The sequence below is a fragment of the Bacillus spongiae genome, from assembly GCF_037120725.1.
Taxonomy (GTDB): Bacteria; Bacillota; Bacilli; order Bacillales; family Bacillaceae_K; genus Bacillus_CI; species Bacillus_CI spongiae.
The window spans coordinates 1-22994 of sequence record NZ_JBBAXC010000013.1 but is presented as its reverse complement, the minus strand read 5'-3'; the positions used below and the strand labels follow the sequence as shown (position 1 = coordinate 22994).

21 protein-coding genes and 1 pseudogene are annotated in these 22994 nt (G+C 33.2%); 19 read left to right on the top strand and 3 right to left on the bottom strand.

The window, feature by feature from the left end:
* Positions 1-124: 124 nt before the first annotated feature.
* The 5 genes from WAK64_RS15385 to WAK64_RS15365 all read left to right on the top strand — a co-directional run bounded on the left by WAK64_RS15385 (position 125) and on the right by WAK64_RS15365 (position 4497).
* On the top strand, positions 125-304 hold the full coding sequence (locus tag WAK64_RS15385) for a spore germination protein (RefSeq protein ID WP_336587882.1): 180 nt from the start codon (positions 125-127) through the stop codon (positions 302-304).
* An 816-nt stretch (positions 305-1120) separates the two neighbouring features.
* Positions 1121-1825 carry an SDR family NAD(P)-dependent oxidoreductase gene (locus WAK64_RS15380; RefSeq protein ID WP_336587881.1) on the top strand — a complete coding sequence of 235 codons (705 nt, stop codon included), beginning with the start codon at positions 1121-1123 and terminating at the stop codon, positions 1823-1825.
* A 279-nt stretch (positions 1826-2104) separates the two neighbouring features.
* On the top strand, positions 2105-2173 hold the full coding sequence (locus tag WAK64_RS15375) for a metal-sensing transcriptional repressor (RefSeq protein WP_336587970.1): 69 nt from the start codon (positions 2105-2107) through the stop codon (positions 2171-2173).
* A 195-nt stretch (positions 2174-2368) separates the two neighbouring features.
* Positions 2369-3766 (top strand): MATE family efflux transporter, encoded by a 1398-nt coding sequence (locus tag WAK64_RS15370; RefSeq protein ID WP_336587880.1) that lies wholly within the window; start codon positions 2369-2371, stop codon positions 3764-3766.
* Between the two features lie 494 nt (positions 3767-4260).
* Complete coding sequence (locus WAK64_RS15365) at positions 4261-4497, top strand: hypothetical protein (protein ID WP_336587879.1); 237 nt, start codon at positions 4261-4263, stop codon at positions 4495-4497.
* Between the two features lie 143 nt (positions 4498-4640).
* Here WAK64_RS15365 and WAK64_RS15360 read toward each other — a convergent pair whose 3' ends face one another.
* Positions 4641-5912 (bottom strand): APC family permease, encoded by a 1272-nt coding sequence (locus tag WAK64_RS15360; protein ID WP_336587878.1) that lies wholly within the window; start codon positions 5910-5912, stop codon positions 4641-4643.
* A 93-nt stretch (positions 5913-6005) separates the two neighbouring features.
* Between WAK64_RS15360 and WAK64_RS15355 the strand changes: the two genes are divergently transcribed.
* Entirely contained in the window at positions 6006-6902 is an 897-nt protein-coding gene (locus tag WAK64_RS15355; protein ID WP_336587877.1) for a LysR family transcriptional regulator, read from the top strand.
* A gap of 283 nt (positions 6903-7185) precedes the next feature.
* Here WAK64_RS15355 and WAK64_RS15350 read toward each other — a convergent pair whose 3' ends face one another.
* Positions 7186-7578: a hypothetical protein gene (locus WAK64_RS15350; protein ID WP_336587876.1), complete on the bottom strand. Its 393-nt coding sequence runs from the start codon at positions 7576-7578 to the stop codon at positions 7186-7188.
* Between the two features lie 856 nt (positions 7579-8434).
* Between WAK64_RS15350 and WAK64_RS15345 the strand changes: the two genes are divergently transcribed.
* From WAK64_RS15345 to WAK64_RS15300, 10 genes and pseudogenes are all read left to right on the top strand, one after another.
* Positions 8435-9763, top strand: coding sequence for a cytochrome P450 (locus WAK64_RS15345; protein ID WP_336587874.1), 1329 nt, complete (start codon positions 8435-8437; stop codon positions 9761-9763).
* A 617-nt stretch (positions 9764-10380) separates the two neighbouring features.
* Positions 10381-10998 (top strand): stage II sporulation protein M, encoded by a 618-nt coding sequence (locus tag WAK64_RS15340; protein WP_336587873.1) that lies wholly within the window; start codon positions 10381-10383, stop codon positions 10996-10998.
* Positions 10999-11273: 275 nt separating this feature from the next.
* Positions 11274-12176, top strand: coding sequence for a DUF1002 domain-containing protein (locus WAK64_RS15335; protein ID WP_336587870.1), 903 nt, complete (start codon positions 11274-11276; stop codon positions 12174-12176).
* A gap of 728 nt (positions 12177-12904) precedes the next feature.
* Positions 12905-14272, top strand: a complete 1368-nt coding sequence (locus tag WAK64_RS15330; RefSeq protein WP_336587869.1) for an MFS transporter — start codon at positions 12905-12907, stop codon at positions 14270-14272.
* A 563-nt stretch (positions 14273-14835) separates the two neighbouring features.
* The gene (locus tag WAK64_RS15325) at positions 14836-14985 is read left to right on the top strand and encodes a hypothetical protein (RefSeq protein ID WP_336587868.1); all 150 of its coding nucleotides are present in this window, start codon (positions 14836-14838) and stop codon (positions 14983-14985) included.
* A complete protein-coding gene (locus WAK64_RS15320; RefSeq protein ID WP_336587867.1) occupies positions 14982-15260 on the top strand; it encodes a hypothetical protein in 279 nt (92 codons plus the stop codon). The genes WAK64_RS15325 and WAK64_RS15320 overlap by 4 nt, the downstream gene beginning before the upstream one ends.
* 125 nt (positions 15261-15385) lie before the next feature.
* The gene (locus WAK64_RS15315; RefSeq protein WP_336587866.1) at positions 15386-15640 is read left to right on the top strand and encodes a hypothetical protein; all 255 of its coding nucleotides are present in this window, start codon (positions 15386-15388) and stop codon (positions 15638-15640) included.
* A gap of 675 nt (positions 15641-16315) precedes the next feature.
* Positions 16316-16498 (top strand): hypothetical protein, encoded by a 183-nt coding sequence (locus tag WAK64_RS15310; RefSeq protein WP_336587865.1) that lies wholly within the window; start codon positions 16316-16318, stop codon positions 16496-16498.
* A gap of 890 nt (positions 16499-17388) precedes the next feature.
* Positions 17389-17787 (top strand): annotated as a pseudogene (locus WAK64_RS15305) (hypothetical protein); the annotation flags it as partial.
* Positions 17788-18060: 273 nt separating this feature from the next.
* On the top strand, positions 18061-18288 hold the full coding sequence (locus WAK64_RS15300) for a hypothetical protein (RefSeq protein ID WP_336587864.1): 228 nt from the start codon (positions 18061-18063) through the stop codon (positions 18286-18288).
* 579 nt (positions 18289-18867) lie between these two features.
* Here WAK64_RS15300 and WAK64_RS15295 read toward each other — a convergent pair.
* On the bottom strand, positions 18868-19179 hold the full coding sequence (locus WAK64_RS15295) for a hypothetical protein (protein ID WP_336587863.1): 312 nt from the start codon (positions 19177-19179) through the stop codon (positions 18868-18870).
* 387 nt (positions 19180-19566) lie between these two features.
* Between WAK64_RS15295 and WAK64_RS15290 the strand changes: the two genes are divergently transcribed.
* The 3 genes from WAK64_RS15290 to WAK64_RS15280 form a co-directional block, all read left to right on the top strand.
* Positions 19567-20073 carry a YolC/YozM family protein gene (locus WAK64_RS15290; protein ID WP_473700449.1) on the top strand — a complete coding sequence of 169 codons (507 nt, stop codon included), beginning with the start codon at positions 19567-19569 and terminating at the stop codon, positions 20071-20073.
* A 282-nt stretch (positions 20074-20355) separates the two neighbouring features.
* Positions 20356-21039 (top strand): hypothetical protein, encoded by a 684-nt coding sequence (locus tag WAK64_RS15285; protein ID WP_336587861.1) that lies wholly within the window; start codon positions 20356-20358, stop codon positions 21037-21039.
* Positions 21040-22808: 1769 nt separating this feature from the next.
* Positions 22809-22994 (top strand): transposase (locus WAK64_RS15280; protein WP_336587860.1); only part of this gene is annotated, 186 nt, incomplete at its 3' end.

Here is a 22994-nt window from a genome sequence, read left to right as displayed (position 1 = left end):
CGTTTTTAATGGTTATATTCCTCTTCTTAAATTTGTCCTCAATAAAGGACGAATGCACAAACAGATTATTAGTACAAGAGTATACTAGTAGTAGAAATATGTTGACGGAGAGGAGGATACGCGTTTGCCATCATTTATCGGACAGGTTGTAATTGGTAACATATCTGGAGGGAATTTGCAAAATGGTGATATCATCTTTAATACACCTATATCAGTCACGAAAACGTCGAACGGATCTGGGTCAGTAAATACGGGACCATTTGTTATAACCATTAATACGTTGGATAATAATGCGCAGGTTTAACTTCCATATTCATTCTATTTTAAGGTAAGAAATATTAGATAACGTCTTTCACTTATTTAGCTGATGAAACATGAAGTCAAAGACAAGTACGAGGATGGAATGAAGAATGACTTGTGTACATGAATAGGTGAGCTTGACCTTTCTAATATACTAACACTCAACGGTTGTCGTTGAGTATAAGCCTAAACTAATTGAAAAATAGAAAAAGACGTCTGAATATCCGTCAGACGTCTTTTAGTACGTATTTGAGGCGATAAACCGTGTGACCACATTCACACGTGTTGAATAGTTCAACATGTTTATCGACTTACTCAAATGAGCTCATCGCTTTATTAATATAACATCATTGAACAACTTAATCAATAGTATTCTAACAAATTATCGTCAGAGTAAAAAAGAAGTGGTTTTATACGAGGTTAAACGATTTCTATGAGCAGTAAATAGTTTCAAATGAATAGAGTGAGTAGGTTCAGTAGCATCACTTCCTTTTCATTGATTTTATGTCAGGTCGTTTCAGTAGTTTATCAATGAGTATCTGGCTTTGTTTCAATTACTCAATCCACCCTCGATGGAAAACGATTTGAGTACTACCTATTGTTCATAGAACACGTGAGACGCAACCTCTTTACGAGAACGATATAAGTAGTTGCCATAGGAAGCTTAACGAAAAACAATTTACAATTAGGTCTATATTTTATAATCAGTCAATGAAGGGATTTTTTTAGGTAAAGAGAAAGTAATAGAAGGATTGTTATGTTCTGAACGTCATGTAGTATCGTTCTTCTATAATTAAGTTATGACTGAGGAGGGGAATGGATGAATGTGTTGATTACAGGTGGAAATAGAGGTTTAGGGTTAGAGTTAGTTAGGGAGTTCAATAAAAATGGTCATACAGTTTTTCCAGTTGTCAGAAGCAAAGAATCACTAGTGTTCCTTACTGAAGAATTTACTGTTAGATGTCATCCCATATTAGCAGATTTAAGTAAAGACGAAAGCATTGAAGAAATTAATTTTCAAATTAGCGCTTATGTTAATTGTATTGACCTCGTTATTAATAATGCCGGTATCCCAGGAAAAACATATGAAATAGAGAAAATAGATACAAAGGAGTTGATGGATCTCTATAATATTCATTGTTTAGGGGTGGTTAGGACTGTACAAGCAACAATAACGTACTTACGTAAAGCGACAAACCCACATATTATTAATTTATCTTCACGATTAGGATCCTTATCAAAGGTGTCGAGTGGTCAATTTGAAAAAGGTAAATTCTCATACTCTTATCGGATTGCAAAAGCAGCACAAAATATGTTGACGCTTTGTTTAGATCAAGAGTTAAGGGATATTCCTATTTCAGTGACAGCTATTCATCCAGGAAAGCTACAAACATCTTCAGGAGCCTATGATGCAGATATGAGTCCAGAAGATGCGGCTATTAGAATTTATAATTGGCTTTTAAAATCTAAACAAGATATATCGGGCAAGTTCATTGAACCATTAGTTGCTGAAATGAGCTGGTGAAGATTTACATTCCTTTGATATTTTTGCAGTAAAATCATTACTTTAACTAACTTTCCCTTTGGACAAAATATAAATGTTCTTCTACAATTTCAGGTATTAGCAAGGACATGACGAAATAGTGGAATGTCTTATTTCAGCCTATCAATAAACGACTAAAATATTGTGGAAGCACTGATACAATGAACTTTTTAAGTATTCATCCAACGTTATTACATAACGATAACAATCTCATCCTCGTTGTGTATAAATTGTAGCTTATTAGAATTCATGTAAGGACAAATAAAACAAGTAATTAATCGACTAGCACGGATTGAGGGTCATATACGATCTATAAAAGAAATGGCATAAAACGGGAGAGATTGTCCAGATATTTAACTCCAGATTACGGCTGTAAGAAAAGCTTTAGATAATACAGAAAAAGTATATTTTCTGATTATATGGAATGATTCTTAGTCGACGCTGACCATGAAGGAAATGAAGAAAAAGTTCTTGAAGATTTAAAAAAGGCATTAGAAAATTTCATCCGTTAGGAAGGGATCCTCTATGTTATCAGAAAACCTAGTTGAAAAGCGAACAACTAAGGAAAAAGTGTTGGCCATTTTGCTCTTAGCCATTCCAGCCATGATTGAAAATATTTTGCAAACCATTGTTGGATTTGTTGATACCCTTTTTGTTGCGAGGCTTGGGTTGCTAGAGGTAACGGCAGTGGGGATTGCAAATGCTGTTATTGCTGTTTATATGGCTCTCTTTATGGCTATTGGGGTCGGTGCTTCCTCCTTAATTGCTCAAAGTGTCGGAGCTGAAAATATAGAAAAGGCAAAAGCAGTTGCAAAGCAATCCACAGTGATTGCCATAATCGTTGGAATTTTCTTTGGATTAATTACTTTATTTTTTTCGGAATCATTACTTACTCTTATGGGAGCTGAACCTTCAGTAATAGAGCAAAGTGCCGTATACCTTCGAATCGTTGGAATTCCCTCTGTCTTCATTGCTCTGATGATTATTTTTGGAAGTATTTTACGTGCAGCTGGTAATACTAGAACACCAATGAACGTGGCTCTATGGATGAATATTCTTCACATTATCCTCGATTATGTGCTAATTTTCGGATTGGGAAGTTGGATGGGGTGGGGAATTGCAGGTGCCGCATGGGCGACAGTTATCGCAAGAGTTATAGGAACGCTTGCACTATATTATTACATTAAGAAATCCAAAGTATCATTTTCCCTTTTTACTTCATCGGATACACCATCCTTTTTTTCAATTATTATTAAACTATCTACACCTGCTGCCATTGAACGATTGATTATGCGTTTAGGCCAAGTTCTTTATTTTGGGCTAATTGTCGTTGTTGGAACAGAGACTTTTGCAGCCCATACAATTGCCGGTAATATTGAAACGTTTTCTTATATGCCAGGTTATGGCTTGGCAGTCGCTGCCACAACCTTAGTGGGGCAGTATATTGGTGCAGAACGAACGAAAGAGGCTTATCAATATGGGGTTTTGACTACAGGAATTGCAATAGTATTCATGACCTTCATTGGGGTTTTCATGTTTTTCTTTGCACCCTGGTTAGCTATGATTTTTACAAAAGATGTATCAGCTATCCAAATGGTCACCGTAGCCTTACGAATTGATGCTTTTGCTCAACCTGCTTTGGCAATTGGGCTTGTTATAACAGGTGCATTGCAGGCAGCAGGGGATACGAAGAGCCCTATGTATAGTACAGCCATTGGGATGTGGTTAATCAGAATCGTTGGAATCTATAGTTTAGGAATTTATTTTAAAATGGGGATTGCAGGAATATGGATTGCCATTGCTTTGGATATTGTGATTCGTGCCATCTTTTTATCTTGGAGGTATCACTATTTATTCCGTCGTTTAATTCATGAGGAGAATGTTAGCATGAATGAAGAAACAAAGTACATCGCTTCTAAATAAAGGAAGAGTTTTAATCCAAGTAAAAAATAGACTATTTTCTGTAAATTAATAAAGAGGAAAAGGGTGGTCTTTTCTAGAATAAGAAAAAAACCTGATAAGATTTCAACAGGTTTTTTACAGACTTTTTATAAACAATCAACCTATGTTTTGTAGATTTTTTAGTAATGGTCGTGAGAAGAATAGTTGGAATCCATTCGTATATTCTTTGATGACATCACCTCTAGGTAAATATACTGTTGTAACACTTTCTCCAATTTGAAGAATCCAACGTTTATTATTTTTGTCCGAACAACATGACGTATAGGGTCCTGCAGCGAACCTTATCCATTCATATAGTATTTCACTTTGAATTTTCCTACTATAATCACCTTTTTCTTTCGTAAGTAGAGATTCAGCTCTTTTCCCTTCTGAAGCTGCCATGTTGTATAATAGAAACAGAATTCAGAATAAATATTTTTTTATAACATAATACAATCTGAAAGGAATGGTAAAGAATGTTTAAAAAACACATTTCTAAAGGAGAAAATATGGTCTCAACAATGATCATTACCATTGCCATCCTTACTATTATTTTTACAAACTGGTATCCTGTGTTATATTTAATGGCTTTTTCGTTATTCATTTCTGTTTCATTGTTTCACTCTAGTAAGAAGGATATATTTTTCAATATAGTAGGACTAGTCCTTCTTATTGGATTCATCTATGGAATTGATATTTTTGTAAATGCATAATAGGGTATTCTCTTTCCCATTTTCTATAGACTGCACCTAATTCTAGAAATAAGTTAAAATGAGTGCGTTACCGAACAGGCGATGTTCCTTTTCAGCTAGTTAATTTTTTCTTTTAAAAGGCTTATTTCACTTCTACATTCCTTTTACTTAAACAAGTGTTTTACATTAGCTCCCTGAGAATTTGAATGAACAAGATTTAGTCGGACTTGTTTGTAAATAAAGATCAAACTCAATAAGGCAATAAATGCTATTAGTATGGGAGGAGAAAAGAATAGAAACGTCATTAAAACGACGACCATTAACCCTGTCAATATGTTTACAGTTTTTTGTTGAAATAATTTGATGGATGCTAGCATGCTCACCAATACATTGCTGATAAAAAATACATCGGCAATGGCAACAATTTGTGTGACATTTATCCAGTCCATTACCACAAAGGAAAAGATGAATAGATGACAGGCACTAAGTACAAGAATTCCTCCTAATGGAACATTGTGTTTCGTTACATATCTTAATTTTTTCGGGAGAACATTATCGTTAGCTAAAGATTGGATTAACCGAGCAGCTGCGCCGATAAATAATATGACGGAAGTTAAACATAATCCAGGAGCAATAATCCCAATAATTAATCCAGTTGTACTCCCAAACATCGGTGTCAAAATACTTGCTACCGTAGAAGATGATGCTTCGGATAAGTTCGGTATGTTTGACCATTGGATTGCGGCGGCCACTGTTAAACAAACAAGCGTAATAATGAGTGCACTGAATCCAATCGCTTTTGGAATCGTTTTTTTAGCATTTTTTACTTCACTACTATAATTACCAATTACTTCCCATCCTACAATCGTCCAAAAAAGCAATAACAAGCTAAATCCAAAGGAAGAAAGTTCAAAGCTAGTTGAGAAGAGTTTTTCCTTAGGATAAAGAACTAAAGATGTCGCTCCACCTGCAAATAAAAGGATTGCTGAGATTGAAGAAAGTAGAAACGCGATTTTCCCAATGAATGAGACTCTAAGCAATAGAATTAAGTAGGTAAGTACCATGAATATGAATGTCATAAGATGGGTTGCGAAAGGATGCTCCAATGGGAAAAACTGAGCTGCAGTAATTAAGACAGCGATTGGCCCAAAACAGACAGCTCCAATTAAAAAAAGAGAAGCCAATATTTTTAGGTGTTTTCCAAATGCTATTTCAACGGCTTTTGTTACGCCGGAACTCCCCGGAAACCGAATACTTAATTGACCAAATAAGAAGGCGAAATACAAATTGATGCCCATAATTGTCATCCAAGAAATAATGGCATAGTCCCCTGTTACATCATAAATAATTGGCGGAAGTAAAATGATTCCTGAACCTAATATTGGACCAACAATGAGTCCAATTAGCTGAAGAGTAGTTAATTTTTTTTCATTCATTCTGATCACCTCGTAAAAATACTAACATAGACATAAAAATCAATGTTAGCTATAATTTTTGATAACAACTATCGAAAAAGGTGATGATTCAAAGTGGATTTAGATTATTATCGAACGTTTATTGAAGTGGTTAAATGGAAAAATTACACGAAAGCAGCAGAGCAGTTAGGGTATGCTCAATCAAGTGTGACAACGCAAATGAAAAAAATCGAAACTTCTTTCGGAGTGAAAATCTTTGAAAGGGTAGGAAGAGGGATGAACCTGACCCATGCTGGAGAGCAGCTTTATCAATATGCACTGAAGATTATTTATTTAGAGGATGAAGCGCGGGAAAGATTAACCTCTACTAAAGAACTAAAAGGTACTTTATCAATTGGTACAGTTGAATCATTAGCTACGTTTGAACTTGTTCACTACTTTCAAACATTCCGTGAAAAACACCCGCAAATAAAATTTCTAATCCAATCCCATTTATGTAGTGAATTGTATCAAGGAGTATTAAATGGTACATATGATCTGGCCATCGTAATGGATCGTCACTACCACCACGAAGATTTAAAAAAATACGATTTGCGAAAGGTAGAGATGGTCTTAATTGGAGCGAAGGATCACCCTCTTTCCTTTTTAGATCATGTTACCGTAAAAGATTTAAAGGATGAAACAATGATTTTTACTGAGAAAGGGTGTTCGTACCGTTTGATGCTTGAGGAGGCATTTAAGCGTGAAGGAGTCATTTGTGATTCATCATTGGAATTTAATGGAATTGAAGCAATTAAAAGATGTGTTGCATCGAGGCTTGGCCTCTCATTATTGCCGGAAATAACTGTGAAAGAAGAGCTAGAAAAAGGAACCTTATCACTAATCCCTTTAGATGAACCAAATATTGAGGTGTATGCACAGCTTGTTGTTCACAAGAAAAAGTGGATGTCCCCAGCTATGAACGAATTTATCGATTTATTAAATGTGGATTTTTTGGCGAAGCCGAATTAACAGTTTGTATAGGCAATATTTTCTTGAAATATCAACAAAATTAAGTCTTTTTACTACTCTCTGCACCTCCTTTAAAATTCGTTAACGAAAGTGCGGAGCCGATTAGGCTGCGCTCTTCTTCAAATTGATGCAAAGATGTGGTACTACTTTGCTTGGTTCCTGTATGTTAATGAAGGAAGCAACGAAAGTACAAAATAAAATTTTATAGTGTTCTTGCTTACATCATTTGTATTTTAAGTAAAGGAACTAAAGTAGTTTGCTTCTAACGAAATAACTCTTTTAGCTACTGAGATGACGTTATATTTAAGATGGAACGAGCCAGTTTATTCTCTCCTAATGCTTGCACTTCTAAATGGTCGTGTAATAGTTTAGGAATTTTCCATGTTAAAGAGAAATGGTTGTCATTGTCATCCTTTATGTCGTACCCGATAAGTTTTCTTTCCTCCCACGTTTGAGTCCCTGTTGGGATTAACCAAAACAATACTGTTTCTGTGTTCAAAGCTTCCACATTAATGGTTATTTCTTCTGTCCCCGCAGGAACTGTTACCCAATTATCCTGTTCGGGAATACTTGTATAAAGCTTCATTATTTTCGGTGATGGAGGAACATGTTCTTCTTTTGCGTTAACAGGTACAGTGAACAATAGGCTTATTGCCAAAAGTGTTTTTAATATCATATAAACCACCTCAATAATAGTGTTCTCATAGGTGGTGGATATTATGAAGTTCTTTGGGGCTTAACAAAGAGAGTAGGCTGCTCTAATTATTAAAATAGAAAATTATCACGAAGGTTTAAGAGAGCCTTTTTATAAAAATCAATAACGCTCACTCGATAGAATGTTTCCACATGTAACATACCTTTTTAGCTTTTAGAAGGATTTTATGATTTTATGAAGAATATTTTAACAGTAAAAGGTATATCTGCTTTGGAAAATCCTCGTTATAAGGCATATTTATATTTGGAACACTGTAATAGACCGTTATATTCAACCAAATCTACATTCGCATTTCCTATCTCCGTATGACTCCTATACAAAAAGTTATTGTTTTCCTGCCATGTTTTTTTACAGTAATCATAAGAATATTCTAAGTGAAAAAGGTTTAGGATAAGCTGAATCTACCATACTAGAGAATCAGCATACTTTTAAAAGCTAAAGAATCGACACTCAAATGTATTGATGGATGTAGATGAGAGGATGCTTGACCATGACATTTGGGCGTAAAATCATAATTAAGAGAGTGGTTAGAAATGTTGAAGAATGCCTATAGACAAAGGGGTTCTTTTTTATTATTAACTGAATTTCGTAACAAAATTTCTAATAAGGGTTTCTAAAGATTTGCTACAACAAATGATTTGAAAAAGACATACAATGTGAGAGGAAAGATGTACGTTTTTATTTGAACAGATGAGTGAAAAAGGTCACATGTTTTTTTCGGTAAAACGGTGCTAATGGACTGATTCAATAAATTGTTAATATTATGCTTTTTTTCGTAATACACTATTTCAAATGAATAGGTTTGAGGTGATAAGAATTGAAGTATAAAGTGAATGGCCCGACAGGAAGCATGATATCTGGGAATTGGAAGGAATATAGTGAAGACCCTTTAGGTTTCTTAGACCATATCCGATTAAATTATAAGGATGTGGCGAGAGTAAGGTTTTTTCAATATCCATTTTATATTTTAATGGATCCTACCTTAATATATGAAGCTCTTGTAAAGAAGAACAATTCTTTTCAAAATGGGAAAAATTTCATGGAACTAGAACCATTTGCTGATGAAGGGTTATTGTCAAATGAACAATACCCTTATAGTGAAATAGAGGACTGGACGAATTCATCGCTTATTGAACATTACGTAAATCAACTTGATCCTAAAATGAAGAGGATTATTGATGTTCATCTCACCAATTGGGAACAGACATCCGAGAGAGTGTTGACAGAGGACATGATGAATCTTACTTTAGATATCATTTCTAATAAGATGTTTAGTCTATCAACCTATGAGATTCAGAAAACGAAAGGAAATGAAATGGATACAACTTTAGGGCTTGCAACGAAGCGAATCCGGACGCTATTCGGGCTTCCTCATTCTCGAAAGTTGAGTGAATACCACCATATTGAGGCGACTGTATCAAAATTTGAGAAGGTCGTCTATACAATTATAACGTATCGACGGCAAAATCCAGATATTGTTTACCACGATATTCTTGCGAAATTGATGAATGGATATAAGGATGAAGAGGATCATTATGTTGTAAATAAACAATTAAGAGAGGAAGTCATTACTCAATTCTTTAGGGGTCATGTAATGATGGCTAATGCTATTGTATGGACCTTGTATAACATCTGTAAGTATCCAGCTGTGAAGCAAGAAGTGTTGGACGAGATTGATAAGTTTAGTGAAAATGGTCGACTTTCCATAAAGACCGTGGAAAATCTCACGTATTTAAAGGCAGTATTTCAAGAGTCTATTAGACTTAATCCACCCCTTTATTTATTTAATAGAAAAGCGATAAATGATGTTGAAATTGGTCCAATTCAGATTCAAAAAGGAGAAGGAATTCTTCTCTCTTCCTATATTACACATAAGTTAGATGCTTATTACAAGAGCCCTCTTTCCTTTTATCCTCAGCGGTTTTTAAATCACTCTACCGACAGTTTGCCTAAGTTTTCCTTTTTCCCATTTGGTTTAACAAAAAATATGTATAGTAACAATCAACTTTTCATGCTTGAATCGATGCTTATCATCGGAAATATAGTATCAAGGTTTGATCTTCAATGGGTCAGAGATGTAGGTCAAGAACCACATATTTCGCTAAGACCAAACCGAAATATGGAGATGAAAATAATCAAAAGATAAACAATAGGGCATGGTAAATCAGCCCTTGATACGAATATATAGTTGTTATCAAAAAAAGGTGGTAATGAAATTTCTTTAGGGCACTTCAGAAGTCTAAAGGAGTTGAATTCTTGTATCCAAGTAAAAGTCGATATCTTATGTACAAAATGACGGCATAACATCACCACTCCAAGGCAGTCCATATAATAACTGCTCTTTAGCAATGCAGGCCAGATTTTTGACGACCAATTTTTTGATGGTTGTAGCGGGAATTAGGCTTTACAACCTCATTCGTATTCCGTTCTTGATAAAGATTAAAGGAGTTAGAGTTAAATTAAGGTTTATAGCAAATGGGTAGTGCATTTTAGGGATGCGGAGAAGCTTATTGCCTTAACATAAAGAGTGATGTTTGGCATATGAGAAAAGTGGTCGGTAGGAGTGAATAATGGTTTGAACTCCATATTGTGAAGGCTCATTCTATATGAGTCTGCTCTTGCTGAGCACTTTCCTTCATAGTCTTACCTTTGTTTTATAGAAAGTTTTGATATTCTACAAGTATTCTAGTTAGTCTAACGACAATAGCGAGAATATTGAGTATAATGATTGATAGTTGATTTTTTGAGGAAGGTGGTCGTTTAGTGAAACGGACTTATATACAAGAATGGGAGAAATTCCGTTCATTTTATCAATGGCATTTTATTATTGGGTTTTCTTTATTATTCATTTCATCATTTGGATCCTTTTTTTTAATTGGTCAGTTTCCATTTGATGTAAACGCTTTTTTTGAGCAATTACAAAATAAATTTGCAGACATTGCTTCTCATGATTCAAATATGATGATTATGTGGGAAATATTTATTAATAATATACGAGCTAGTCTTATTATCATGTTAATCGGGTTAATCCCGCTTGTATTTTTACCACATTTTATGATTGTCACAAACGGTTTGGTGATCGGAATTGTGATGAATTTTATTCAGGAGAGTGGTAATTCAATTGTTCCTATGATTTTTTTAGGACTATTGCCTCATGGGATTACAGAATTAATAGCGGTCGTGTTAGCTGCTTCTTTAGGATCATTCCTAAGCTTAAACATCTGGAAAATATGGTTAGATAATGAAAAAGCTGTTTCGTTTAAGGAATCAATCGTCATGAGTGTGAAGACATTTGTGATCGTCATCTTTCCTTTAATCCTTATTTCTGCGTTTATCGAATCTTTTATTACATCGTTCCTGCTTGAAACATTCGCTTCATAATTTATCTACATTCTAGCATTCTGTTGTAATATACAATAGTTGACACAAACTAGGAGAAACCTTGCAACAGATGTCATTTTGTGTTCAAAAATGTAGGATAGTGCGCTTGCCCGGAAAATAATCAGAAATAAATTGATTATTACAAATATTCTTTTAATTTATTATACTTTGAATGATATTTGAACGATAGGAGAAAGATAAGACTCTAGACCGATGATTTTATTCTTTATTTCAATTTAATATAGTATAAAGTAATTTGAGAAGGAGAAGGTAGTATGGCTAAGCGTATATCTTTCGTCATAATCGCTCTATTGGTGTTGTTTACTTCATCCTTCGGGCAAGTACTGGCAAAAAATAATGTGAAAAGCATTAATGAAAAGTTTGGATTGCCAATCGTTGTTTACGGAGGTTCTTTAACAGATGATCAAAAGCAAGAAGTTAAAAATCATTTAGACGTATCAGAAGAAGAGCAAGTTGAAGAGGTGACTGTAACAGGAGCAGATCTAGTAAAGTACATTCAAGGTGAAGATCGAAATGCCATAATGTATTCCTCCGCTAAAATCACCCGTCAAGAAGAGAGTAAAGGTTTGATAGTAAAGCTAGTGACCCCCGAAAATATTACGGAAGTAACGGAATCCATGTATTCAAATGCATTGATTACCGCTGGAGTAGAAGGGGCAACTGTTGAAGTTGCATCACCACTACCTGTTACCGGGCATTCTGCACTCACGGGAATTTACAAAGCCTATGATGTTAGTGGTGAAGAACTTGATAAAGAAAGAATGGAAGTCGCCAATGAAGAGTTAACAATCGCTTCAGAAATTGCGGAAAATGCTGATATTGATCCTGAAAAGGTGAGCGAACTACTAACTGAAATAAAAAAAGAGATTTCAGAACAAAACCCTGTAACGAGAGAAGAAGTTCAACAAATTGTCGAAGACAAACTGAAACAATTAAAGATTGAATTAAGTGAAGAAGATCGCCAACTTTTAATCGATTTATTTGAGAAAATCCGCTCATTAAACATTAATTTTGATAATGTGAGACAACAACTTGAAGATTTACAAGATACGATAAGTACAAAAATAGATGAAATAATCGAAAATGAAGGGTTTTGGCAAAAGGTGAAAAACTTCTTCCAAAGCATCATTGACTTTTTCAAAGGTTTATTTAAGTAACATGTGGCTAGTTGTACAAATGTGCAACTAGCTTTTTTCATGCTTAAAACGAGACCATCGTCATGTATTCACTCATCGTTTATACTATAAATCCAATTGACATGATAAAAACCACAATTATGAGGTTTTTACTTTGGTTAATTTTCTATTGTTGATAGAGGTGATGGCTCTTGTTTTCAATCCGTAGGGCCCTCATTTGTTTCACTGAATTTTCGCCAATACTTACCGGTATTCTTATCAATTAATAGGATATGACTTTCGTTTGGAGCTAGCAATCTCATATCTATCATCTTCATTACTTTATTGTGAAATGAACCAACTACCTATCAGAATGCATACACCCAAAAATAATATGGAGAAAGATTAAAAATGTTTACTCATGATTTTAATCCTCATACAAAAATAAACTCTTTGACCCGAATACCGGATTTTTCTAGTCATTATATTATGGAAATGGGAGGAATATCCTTGTTGAGTGGGAAATGTAAAGGGAACAGCCTTTCATAAAGAGAATGTGAGAAAATAGGATATAAACGAAGTATCGAAAAGACAAACCTTGATATGTCAAAAAGGACAAAGACTAATACCATTAAAATAATCACGGTTGCTTTCTAAAGATTCATTAGTTTTGTAAAGATTTTTTCTTTTGACGAAATCAAAAAAGGGGAGTATAGTACATAGAGTAATTATTTAGTGAATCGAAATAATAAGGAGTTTGATCGACATATATGAGTAAAGTTGTTATGAAGGAAGGGTCTTTAGCGCATGAGAATCGAATCGTTTTATTGTGGAGCTTAACGGTCTGGCTCGTTGTTATGAACACGACCATGTTTAACGTAGCATTGCCATCTGTCCTCCAAGATTTATCACTCGCATCATCCACGGCTTCTTGGGTTGTGTCTGGTTACTCAATTGTTTTTGCCATCGCTACTTTAACGTATAGTCGATTATCTGATTTTATGCCAATATCTCGACTGCTGTTCATCGGTCTAGTGTTACTCGGGATTGCATCCATTATAGGTTGGATTGCTAATTCTTTTATAGAATTGTTATTGGCAAGGTTGCTACAAGCTGCAGGTGCGGGAGCAGTACCAGGGTTAGCGATGGTATTAGCTGGAAGATATATCCCTGCATCTAGACGTGGAAAAGCAATGTCATTTATATCTTCTGCAGCGTCACTCGGTTTTGGGCTTGGCCCTGTTATTGGTGGAGCAATTACACAAGCATTCGGCTGGAATTATTTATTTATTGTCACAAGCTTTGTTGTGTTATTACTCCCTGTTTTCTATAAGCTATTGCCGAAAGAATCCTCACAAAAGGTGAAATTTGATTACATCGGTGCTATTCTTACAGCGCTGTTTGTAACTTGTTTTTTATTGTTTTTATCGACACTAGCCATTTATTATCTTGTAGTAAGTGTAGTAAGTTTAGTGATTTTGTGGAAGCATATTCATAAATTATCAATCCCGTTTATACAACCTAGTATTTTAAAGAAACGTCCTTACGTTAAATTACTATTAATCGGGTTTATCGCATTTGTTACCCATTTTTCTACCTTGTTTATCATGCCATTAATGCTTGCTAATGTTTTTAACAAAGAGGCAGCAGTAATCGGGCTTATGATATTTCCAGGTGCGATGCTTTCTGCTGTTGCAGCTCAATTCATTGGGAGATTGATCGACCACTTTGGGAATAAACCAATTATTATAGTTGGACAATCTTTATTAATTTTATCCACTAGTTTATTTGCTCTATTCTCTAGTCTTTCACCCTATTGGATTATGTTTGCCTACCTATTTATGAGCACAGGTTTTTCTGCCTTAACATCTAGTATTGCAAATGAGGCAACACGAATTTTACCAAGTGATGAAATAGGAACGGGAATGGGAATGTACCAACTAGTCCAATTCTTTGGTGGTGCTTTAGGAGTAGCATTATCTGGCATGTTAATTGTTTGGCAATCAAGTCTTTCAAACGAGTTGATTTACCGCAATATTTTCATAGGAATCATTGGTATATTGCTAGTCTCTGTAGTTCTATTTATCAGTTACCAGAAAAATTCGAGAGTAGCTTTGGAGCAGCAGCAAGCGTCTTGAATTTAAATTAAAATAGATTGCACGTAAAAATCTAAAAGAAAGATGATTTGTGAGTTTTGACGATGTTTTTGATTTGAAATAAAGTTGCATTGTTTTTCCCCTAGACATGGGCGTCTAAGGGGATTTTTTATAGGGAAAAAAAAGAAGATCTGAATTGAAAACTCGCTTAAGAACTGTTAAGAGATAATAAGTTTTTCCGTTAAAGGACCAGATTGTTGAAAAGTTGAATTGGAGATAAATTAGAAAATTAACTAGTTTATAATAGAAGAAACAAATGGTTGCTAAAATATTTCATTTTGACCAGGTATATCTTTTGTATAAAATGAACGATATGAGGTAGTAGTAAGGTAGTGGCCATTTACATATGATGAAGACTGCGCAATCGCAGGAATTTGAAGTGTTCTAAGGATACGGGTACGTTGGAAACTACCCTTCATGGTCTACAGCAAAGAAATGATATTGGAAAAACAGAGATCATTTTTAGAATCAGGAGATTTTTCTTCAGATAATATAAAATTAAAAGAGAAGTAGAATGCTCATTGGAGCGGAAGGAGATTAGTATTATGAATTATAAACGAATTTTTAGCGACGGTTTTATTGAAAATGGTAGAAAAGATGTGATAATGTGGGAAGCTCAACCCATTTCTAATTGTCAAGAAATTAAAATTACTTTCATTGAAATAACACTTCATACAGACAAGGGGTTTGGTTGAGAACAGATGAGGGAATTGAAATAGAAGGACAAATGTGTCCTTCATTGGTTTTATGGGAAGATACTGCTCCAAAAGAAGTTATGATAAAGTGTTTTACTGACAATGGAGTGCTAAGTTTTTATAATATATGGGATAAAGGGACAGGAAGACAATCCCAGTTACATACATCAGGTATGCTAATTAGCGAAAGTGACAACCGATTAATTTATCATTGCAATGATATTGGCTTTGATACTAATTTTGATAAATTAGTTTTCTCAATAGAGAAACTATAAAATCCTTGAATACAAGAAACATGATGGGTGCTATTTTAAAAAGGTTCGTCTATGATGAAAGCAATAAACTCTAACATTGAAAATTGATAGAAGCTAGGGACATACGAATCGATGGAGGTAGTTTTGTGAAATATTTTGTTCTAACAGAAGACGAATTAGATTATGGAGAGGAAACCATATATGTTTTTGAACACACAAAAAGAGATAGTCCTTATAGATCTTACAAAGATATTCAAACATTAGAAGAATTTGCAGCTAAATGCCAATTTATAGAACTGAAAAATAGACATATATATTGGTATAAAGGGAGAGGTATTGAGGATTTACCTGTTGATGAATTAGAGAAGAAATTTAAGGATGCCAAAAAAAGATTTTGTTGAACTTAAGTCTGAATTCTCAGAATTAATAAAACCCTTTGTATTTCCAGAGAAGGTTTTAAAATGTTCGCATGTATATGAACCTGAGTGGAATGAATTTTTAGTTGTTATGGAAGATAAAGATAAATATTTTGGAATACATTATTTTACATCAGCATAATCGTCAACATTCATTAGTATAAAAAACATATGCAGTTCTCAATATATCCAGGGTAACGCAATTCGATTTATGACAAGGACCAAATAAAAGTTGTTTCACACGTTCTTTGTGAGCAACTATTTTACTTTGTTCGAGGTATCTGAACCAATATAAATAGTTATCAAGGTATTATTTATAAATAATTTTTTATGAAATGAATGGGTGGTTAAATAGAGTCATCCATTCTTTAGTAATAAACTCCCGCGAAACCTAGTCTTCCATACAAATTAGAAGAAGGAAAACAAAGGAGCAAGAATTGGTTCAGTAATTATGAGTAAATTGTGAAGAGCGTTAATAAAGTTAGCTTGAATTCAAGTCTTCTGCCAAAGGGTGCGATGATCTAACATCGTGCTTTTATTGTGTTTTAAAAAAGTTGTTGTAAGATTTAATAAGTTTTGAAATAATTGGTATTAAACTATAGGGCAGGTTTGCTTAAACAACGATAAATGGTTATCAGTAGCAATGGAGGTGTATTTATATTGAAAACTTATACTATTTTGTTCATTATTGTAGCTCTAATGCATACGATTACTCTTGTGAATATTTCTATACTTAATGGTGAATGGAATGGAATTGTTATAGCACTATCAACTATATTGTTTGTGATTGCGGTATTTCTTTTTTCAACGGAATTTAGAGCTAACAAACATCGAAGCTCTTAATAAAAAACAGGAAAATTATCTGAGATAATGGCTATACCAGACCTGGATCTTTCATCTAAATTTTATTTTGACAGAGCTGCAACAAGATTGGCGGTATGCTTATTTAGAGCAGGAGGAGTGTTTTTAGAAAAACAGCTTTTCAGTCATAAAATATCACTATCCTCGATTTGCATTTGGGCTTTTAAGGATCTTAAGTTTACGGTTAATGAAACTAGAAAATTAATTTGTTTGAAATTCAAAAACATATAACGATTGCACCATCATATACTCCAGTCGAGTTTAAAATTACTATCATATTCAAGAATAGTGCGCTAATCTGCAATTAAGATTAGCGTCATTTTTACTTTTGGACTATTATCTTGAAAGTTTGAAATCGAGATATTTGACAAGATTATCTAGTATATAATAGAACAAAGGGTGGCTATTAATATTTCATTCTAACTAGATATACCTTATGTATAAAGTGAATGATGGAGGTAGCGTCCATTTACATACGATGAAGACAACGCAATCGGAGGAACTTGATAGCGTTGGGTAGTGTTCTAAGGGTAAGGATTGAGCAGTTATCATATAAAAAGAACTAACATAAAATAGGAAAAGATTTTATCAATCAAACTAAAATCCTGAGAGATATTTAAAGAGGCAAAAGAACATGCAAGAAAAAAACTTATTGCGCGATATGAGTATGAATTAATAAAAAGAGAAGTACCAGGGCAGCGATTAGATATTTTAGAGCAAAGAATGATAAATAACTATGGTGGACATAAAAAAATGGAGGGTTATTAGAAAAAAACGAAATTAAATAAGTCCTAAATACTGGGATTGCGATAATATTAAATAAAGGGGGAATAGTAAATGGATAAAAAAAGCATAATGTCAAAGTAGGCGATGTCTTTTATATCAAAATAAATGGTGAATATAAGTATAGTTATGGACAAGTTATAGGTTTAGGAGAAACTTCAGAGTGTATTATTATTTTTGATATAACATCAAATAGACATCCTGAAATCAATAATATCATAAAAAATCCTATTTTTATTTTAGCACAAACGGTTACTGTGAAAATTGAAGATAATGAATGGGGTTATTTAGGAAGTATAGGTATACCAGACAATTTAATACTCCCTGAATGCAGTGATACCTTGCATGGAAAAGTAATATTAAACTACAAGGGAGAAATTTTAAGGAAGGCTACAAATGATGAAATAGAAACTTTAACAACATTGAAATCAATCTCTCCAGCGGTTGTAGAAGACGCAGTAAATTCTAAATATGGAAAAGTAGAGTAGTACCCTTATTTAGATAATTTACTATTTAAAAGTAGTTATTTTAAAATAGACTGACAATATTAGTTATACCAATCCATCTTATTTTTTGTTGAAAAAGAACAGGGAGAGGGACGAATAACCCCACTTGTTCATAATAGAATGGAGATAACACTTATAATCCCTACATGATGTTTTTATCAAATTAAAGCGTACGTACAATTTTAAATGCCAATTTGATAGTTTAGTAAAAGATTCTATAACCTGTTTATGTCAATTAATGAAGGAGAGAGGCATATGAGTCATTATGTTTTATATCTTGTTTTAGGGATTATTTTTTTTGTTTCAGGTTGCGTTATTGTATATAATGGCTACCAACCTAAAGTTGGTCCAATAGGAAACGGTCCAAATTATAAGCTTATTTGGTTTCAATTTTTTATACTAGCAATATACTCAATTACAGCATTTATCAAATCTTTTTTGCTATTTAAATTAGAAAAGAAAAATTCAAAAGACGACGAATAATAGATATTATGATTACGCCCTCTAGTGCTTCCCAAAAAAGATTGCGAAGTATGAAGAAAAGATTGAGAATACGCAACTGTTGATTTGAAATAAAGTGGTACCGTTAAAAAAAAGTAATATCGTTTTTCCCCTTTGGATATGTCATCTAAAGGGATTTTTCTCGAAAAGGAAAATGAGTTTAGAACTAAAAGGTAAAAGAACTGTTAATTGACAATGGATTATTCCAGAAAAGGGTGCGATGATCTAACATCGTACTTTTATTATGTTCGTGAAGGTTGTTTTTAGGTTTGAGAGGTGTTGAAATAATTGGTGTTATGTTAAAGGAGAGTAGAGTAAAAAAGAAGCAGGGGGAAGTAATTTGTATTCAGTATATGATATTGTTGCATGCGGTTCCTTATTTTTATTATTGTAGATTTTATCATATATCCGTCATAATCCCGACTTAGATTCTAGTTGCGGATTATTTGACGCTTACGTTTTGTATAGATAGATAACCTAGTGAGATTGTTCACTATACTTAAAATTTTTTATTATCATTCAGATTAGCGTTAGTGGCGAATAAAAAACCTAGCGAAATGGTTATTCCACTAGATCTATTTTTAAAGCCTTAAGTTTTTGGTCCTTTTGATGTAATTCTTCCACCCAAACTTTTACTATGTTTCCTTTTACAAGAGAACCACTATCTTTAATCACAGTATTTTTATCAATATAGATTTTATATACATTGTAATCGGCTTCTGGATCTACTTCTACTGGTCCAATCATTATATATTCTTTAGTTACAAAAAAAATTTTCCCGATATAATCTGGTTTTAACACAAAATACCAGGTAGAAAGAGCAGAAGCCACAAAAAAGATAGAGACTAAAAAAACTAACAACTTACGATTCATATAACTTCACCCCTTTACTTGGACCTATGTTATTCTTGATTCATAAGTGATAGCACCTTTTTAAGTCCACCACTAACCACTTTTGTCTGTAGGTTGATACTCACATTTTCAACCGTTAACTTCAAAGAATTATCTTGTAGTTGAGTCTTTTCAACTTTATTCTCTTTAAAAGTGCTTTTAGTTCCTTTTTATCTGATGAAGTAATTTCATAAGTCCCTTGATTTCCACCAATAGGTCTGTACTTACCTGCTCTTGGATCATTCTCTTCTGTTGGAATTTTTTCAAGGAAAAGTAGTTACAGATTATCTTCTTTAATTCCCTCAATATGCTCCTATTTACGATAGATCCTTCAGAGTTTGTACGATCATAGTTAATAACGTCTAACTTATTTTCTTTTTCGTAATCCTTCAAGGTGTAGACAGTAAAGAAGCTCGTTCTGATTGTATCGTAGCTACCCTAAGAGATGCATGGGATGAATATGGTTTATTCAGCTTCCAGATAGGTGATACAGACCCTATTAAATCGATTGGAATGGACAAAACCAATAATGAACATGAACTTCGAGATTATTTAGAAGAAAATATTGATGCGCCAGATTTGGTCTATTATAATATTGAGGTTTTTAAAAAAAGTATACAAGAGTTGGAAATAGAACGAACTTTGAAGCAACTTGAAAGAATTGTATATGATTATATTATAGAAAATAATTACACAGGTGTCGAAGTTCATTATCCTTCCATTAAACCAGAACCAATGATTAAGATAACGATTCCTGAGAATAGTGAACTCTCTACTGAAGGTTTAAAATATGAGTTAGTAAACTTATTGGCTTCCAAGAATCCTGTACTCAGTGTGAAAGATATTCCTTATGAAATTCAAGTAAGTAACTCTTAAATTATCTGGCAGCAAGAAATACTGACTTATCTTTTGCTATATAGAGGGAGTGAAAAATTCATGAAGGTCTCAGAATCTCTTATTCAACAAGCGAGGGGATTCATTGATGCCAAATTAAAAACTGTCTCAAATTCAAGTCTTCAGCAAAAGGGCGTTAGATGAAAATAGTATTTTTAATAAATACTAGTATTGTTTATTCTTTGCATTATGTTTAAAATTTTGATAACGAAAATATGAACTAAATCCATGTCGTTTAGAAGAAAGGTAATGATTGGAGAATAAATGAAGGCAAAATTTATTACTACATTTATATCTTATAATGGTAAGAAATTACAGATTTTAAAGCCTGTGATAAAATTTGAAAATACCTATGTAATAGAAACAGCGCCTAAAGTATTTATTATTTTTGGTAATGAAGAAGAATTGAAGTTATTGGCAAACCTTTTCAATTTGGTGAGTTGTCAAAAGGATGTATTAATTTACTTGCCTGTCAAAAAAAAATCAATCCCAACATATTTGAAAAACTGGTCAAACTATGTTAAACAACGAGATTTGGTCATCCTACATCACTCTACACAATTTAAGACAAAGAATTGGAAGCAATTAAGAGAAAAAATTAGAAAGAGCCATAAGGTGATTTCACTTGATTTACGTTTACCAACTTGGGATAAGAACCAGTTACGTAAAGACTTTGAAAGGATAAATTATAAAGAAAATAAGGAATTTTTGGATTTAAAAATTTATGCAGAAACTTTGTTTATGATGAGTAGTAGTAGAATTTACTATCTAATCGCCTACGATACAGAACATGTCTCCATAAACGGAAAGATGTTGTTTGAAAAATATCCAGGCTTCCATGAGCATGAACATTTAAATAATTATTTAAGGGATCCATACCTCTCAAATAAAGGAAATGGATTTGCTTTAACTGTAGATTTTTATGATAAGGATTTATGGGGAGAGTAAGCCAATTAGATTATATCCATAGTACTAACCTTGATCAAAAATGAGCGATTGTGGAGCACTAAAGGTAGAAAATGATGCAACTTCTTTATACAAATCCTCATTACATCTTCAGGAGAAGAATGCATTTTGATTAATCTACTGTCAAAATACATTCTTTTTATTAGCAATAATATTTAGGTTTGTGAGATGTTTTGATCAAACTTTATTCTAAGGCAACAAATGAATCATTTTTTTATGTTGAACAAAAATTATATTTTGTTAGTTGACCCGTGTAAAAATTCTCACTATAATCATTAACGAGAACAAGCATTCGGTACGTTGCGAATGAATAATAAATCGATTTTCTCAGTATTATCGAAACAACTCTATCAAGTTAACGTGATCATAAAGCAAGGGTACTATTTATCTAGCTTTAACTGTTTCTGATGTATTGTTAAACACGGAGGGGTATGAATCATCAACGCCTGTTAAAAAAAGAGAAGTGCATGAAATTAAATCGGGAATATTTTAAGCGTTTGTAGTTGACCGGATGGTATTATTCTTTATTAACTATCGTCAAAAAAAGAATTGTAAATATAGAAAGCTGTACCGAAATAAATATAGGAGGGGAAAAAAATGGACAATCAACAAAAGATCGAAGCTATTCAAGAAATTTTATATAATACGGATATTAGTAATTTGGAAAAATATGAACGAATCGAGAAAATTTTAATCAAAAGAAAGAACTAAGAAATGACAACTCCAACTTTAATAATGGTGTCCACAACGTTCGGTCTAACGAAAAAAAATACAAATTGGGCAATATCTCGTCATTGCTTCTAAAAAATTTGGTGTTTAATAGAGAGAAAGTGTGTTTTCTTCCTTTGGAAAAATTTGAATGAGGCCATGATTCAATTGACAAGTGAACAGGTTATCATAAAAATGAAATATTTTATATTTATTGAATGAAACCAATTAAAGTATGTAGCCAAAGTCAATGAACATGTTATAAAATACTTAATTGTATGTAACGATTATTGAAGTAAAATACAGATCATCAAGAAGGTGTAATCATCCATGATATATTTTAAATTTTCTATCTATCAATTCCTACTATTTTCTATTTTATTCATTCTAAATTCGACATTTGATTACTATGTAAGCAAACCGTTTACACGTGTTGACCTAATCGCAATTGGTATAAGTATTCCGGTACTATTTTTCATATATACTATTTTGGATCATGTGTATAAGGAGTTTACGGATATAAGGTTTAGAAATAAACTATTCTTTTCAGTGCCGATTTTCCTACTATCCGTTCTTTTTGTTGGATACATGAGTTATCTTTTTATGGAATTGTAAGTATTAAGTGAAATTGCGATTTTTTTCGTGTTGGATCAATCATAAGTATTGGGAATTTTATGCATTATTATTATAATAAGGGAGAGCTATCTCTTCTTTATGTTGCTGTGGGGATACCATCGTTCCTCAGTGCAATAATGTGTATACTTATTGCTAGATACATTGGAAAGACTAGTAAGTAAATGATTAATTTAATGCTCAATACATGTTTAGTAGGTGGAATGTTTATCACTGTTAACTAGGTGGTAACAACCATCACAGCCATGTATCAGCAAAGGCTAAATTTGTATTTTTTATGGGAGAAGGGGACTGTACCCCTTTTTTTATTAGGTCTTATTTCAACAATTTGGACCGGCTACATTTAGTTAGACAGAAATTTTAAGGTCAAGTAGAATGAACTTACTATATGATTGATGAGGAGAATCTACATGACAAAAAGGTCACGCCGTACGTTTACCCAAGAATTCAAGGAACAAATTGTGCAACTCTACAATAATGGAAAGCCAAGGAAAGAAATTATTCGAGAATACGACTTAACTCCTTCTTCTCTTGATAAATGGATTAATCAATATAAAAATTCAGGAACATTCAAAGAGAAGGAGAACCTAACTCCT

Coding starts and splice junctions, on each gene's coding strand:
- WAK64_RS15295 (WP_336587863.1), bottom strand. CDS start 19,179: ATGAATCGTAAGTTGTTAGTTTTTTTAGTCTCTATCTTTTTTGTGGCT.
- WAK64_RS15285 (WP_336587861.1), top strand. CDS start 20,356: ATGAAGGCAAAATTTATTACTACATTTATATCTTATAATGGTAAGAAA.
- WAK64_RS15370 (WP_336587880.1), top strand. CDS start 2,369: ATGTTATCAGAAAACCTAGTTGAAAAGCGAACAACTAAGGAAAAAGTG.
- WAK64_RS15350 (WP_336587876.1), bottom strand. CDS start 7,578: ATGATATTAAAAACACTTTTGGCAATAAGCCTATTGTTCACTGTACCT.
- WAK64_RS15330 (WP_336587869.1), top strand. CDS start 12,905: ATGAGTAAAGTTGTTATGAAGGAAGGGTCTTTAGCGCATGAGAATCGA.
- WAK64_RS15300 (WP_336587864.1), top strand. CDS start 18,061: ATGAGTCATTATGTTTTATATCTTGTTTTAGGGATTATTTTTTTTGTT.
- WAK64_RS15325 (WP_336587868.1), top strand. CDS start 14,836: ATGAATTATAAACGAATTTTTAGCGACGGTTTTATTGAAAATGGTAGA.
- WAK64_RS15365 (WP_336587879.1), top strand. CDS start 4,261: ATGTTTAAAAAACACATTTCTAAAGGAGAAAATATGGTCTCAACAATG.
- WAK64_RS15360 (WP_336587878.1), bottom strand. CDS start 5,912: ATGAATGAAAAAAAATTAACTACTCTTCAGCTAATTGGACTCATTGTT.
- WAK64_RS15335 (WP_336587870.1), top strand. CDS start 11,274: ATGGCTAAGCGTATATCTTTCGTCATAATCGCTCTATTGGTGTTGTTT.
- WAK64_RS15380 (WP_336587881.1), top strand. CDS start 1,121: ATGAATGTGTTGATTACAGGTGGAAATAGAGGTTTAGGGTTAGAGTTA.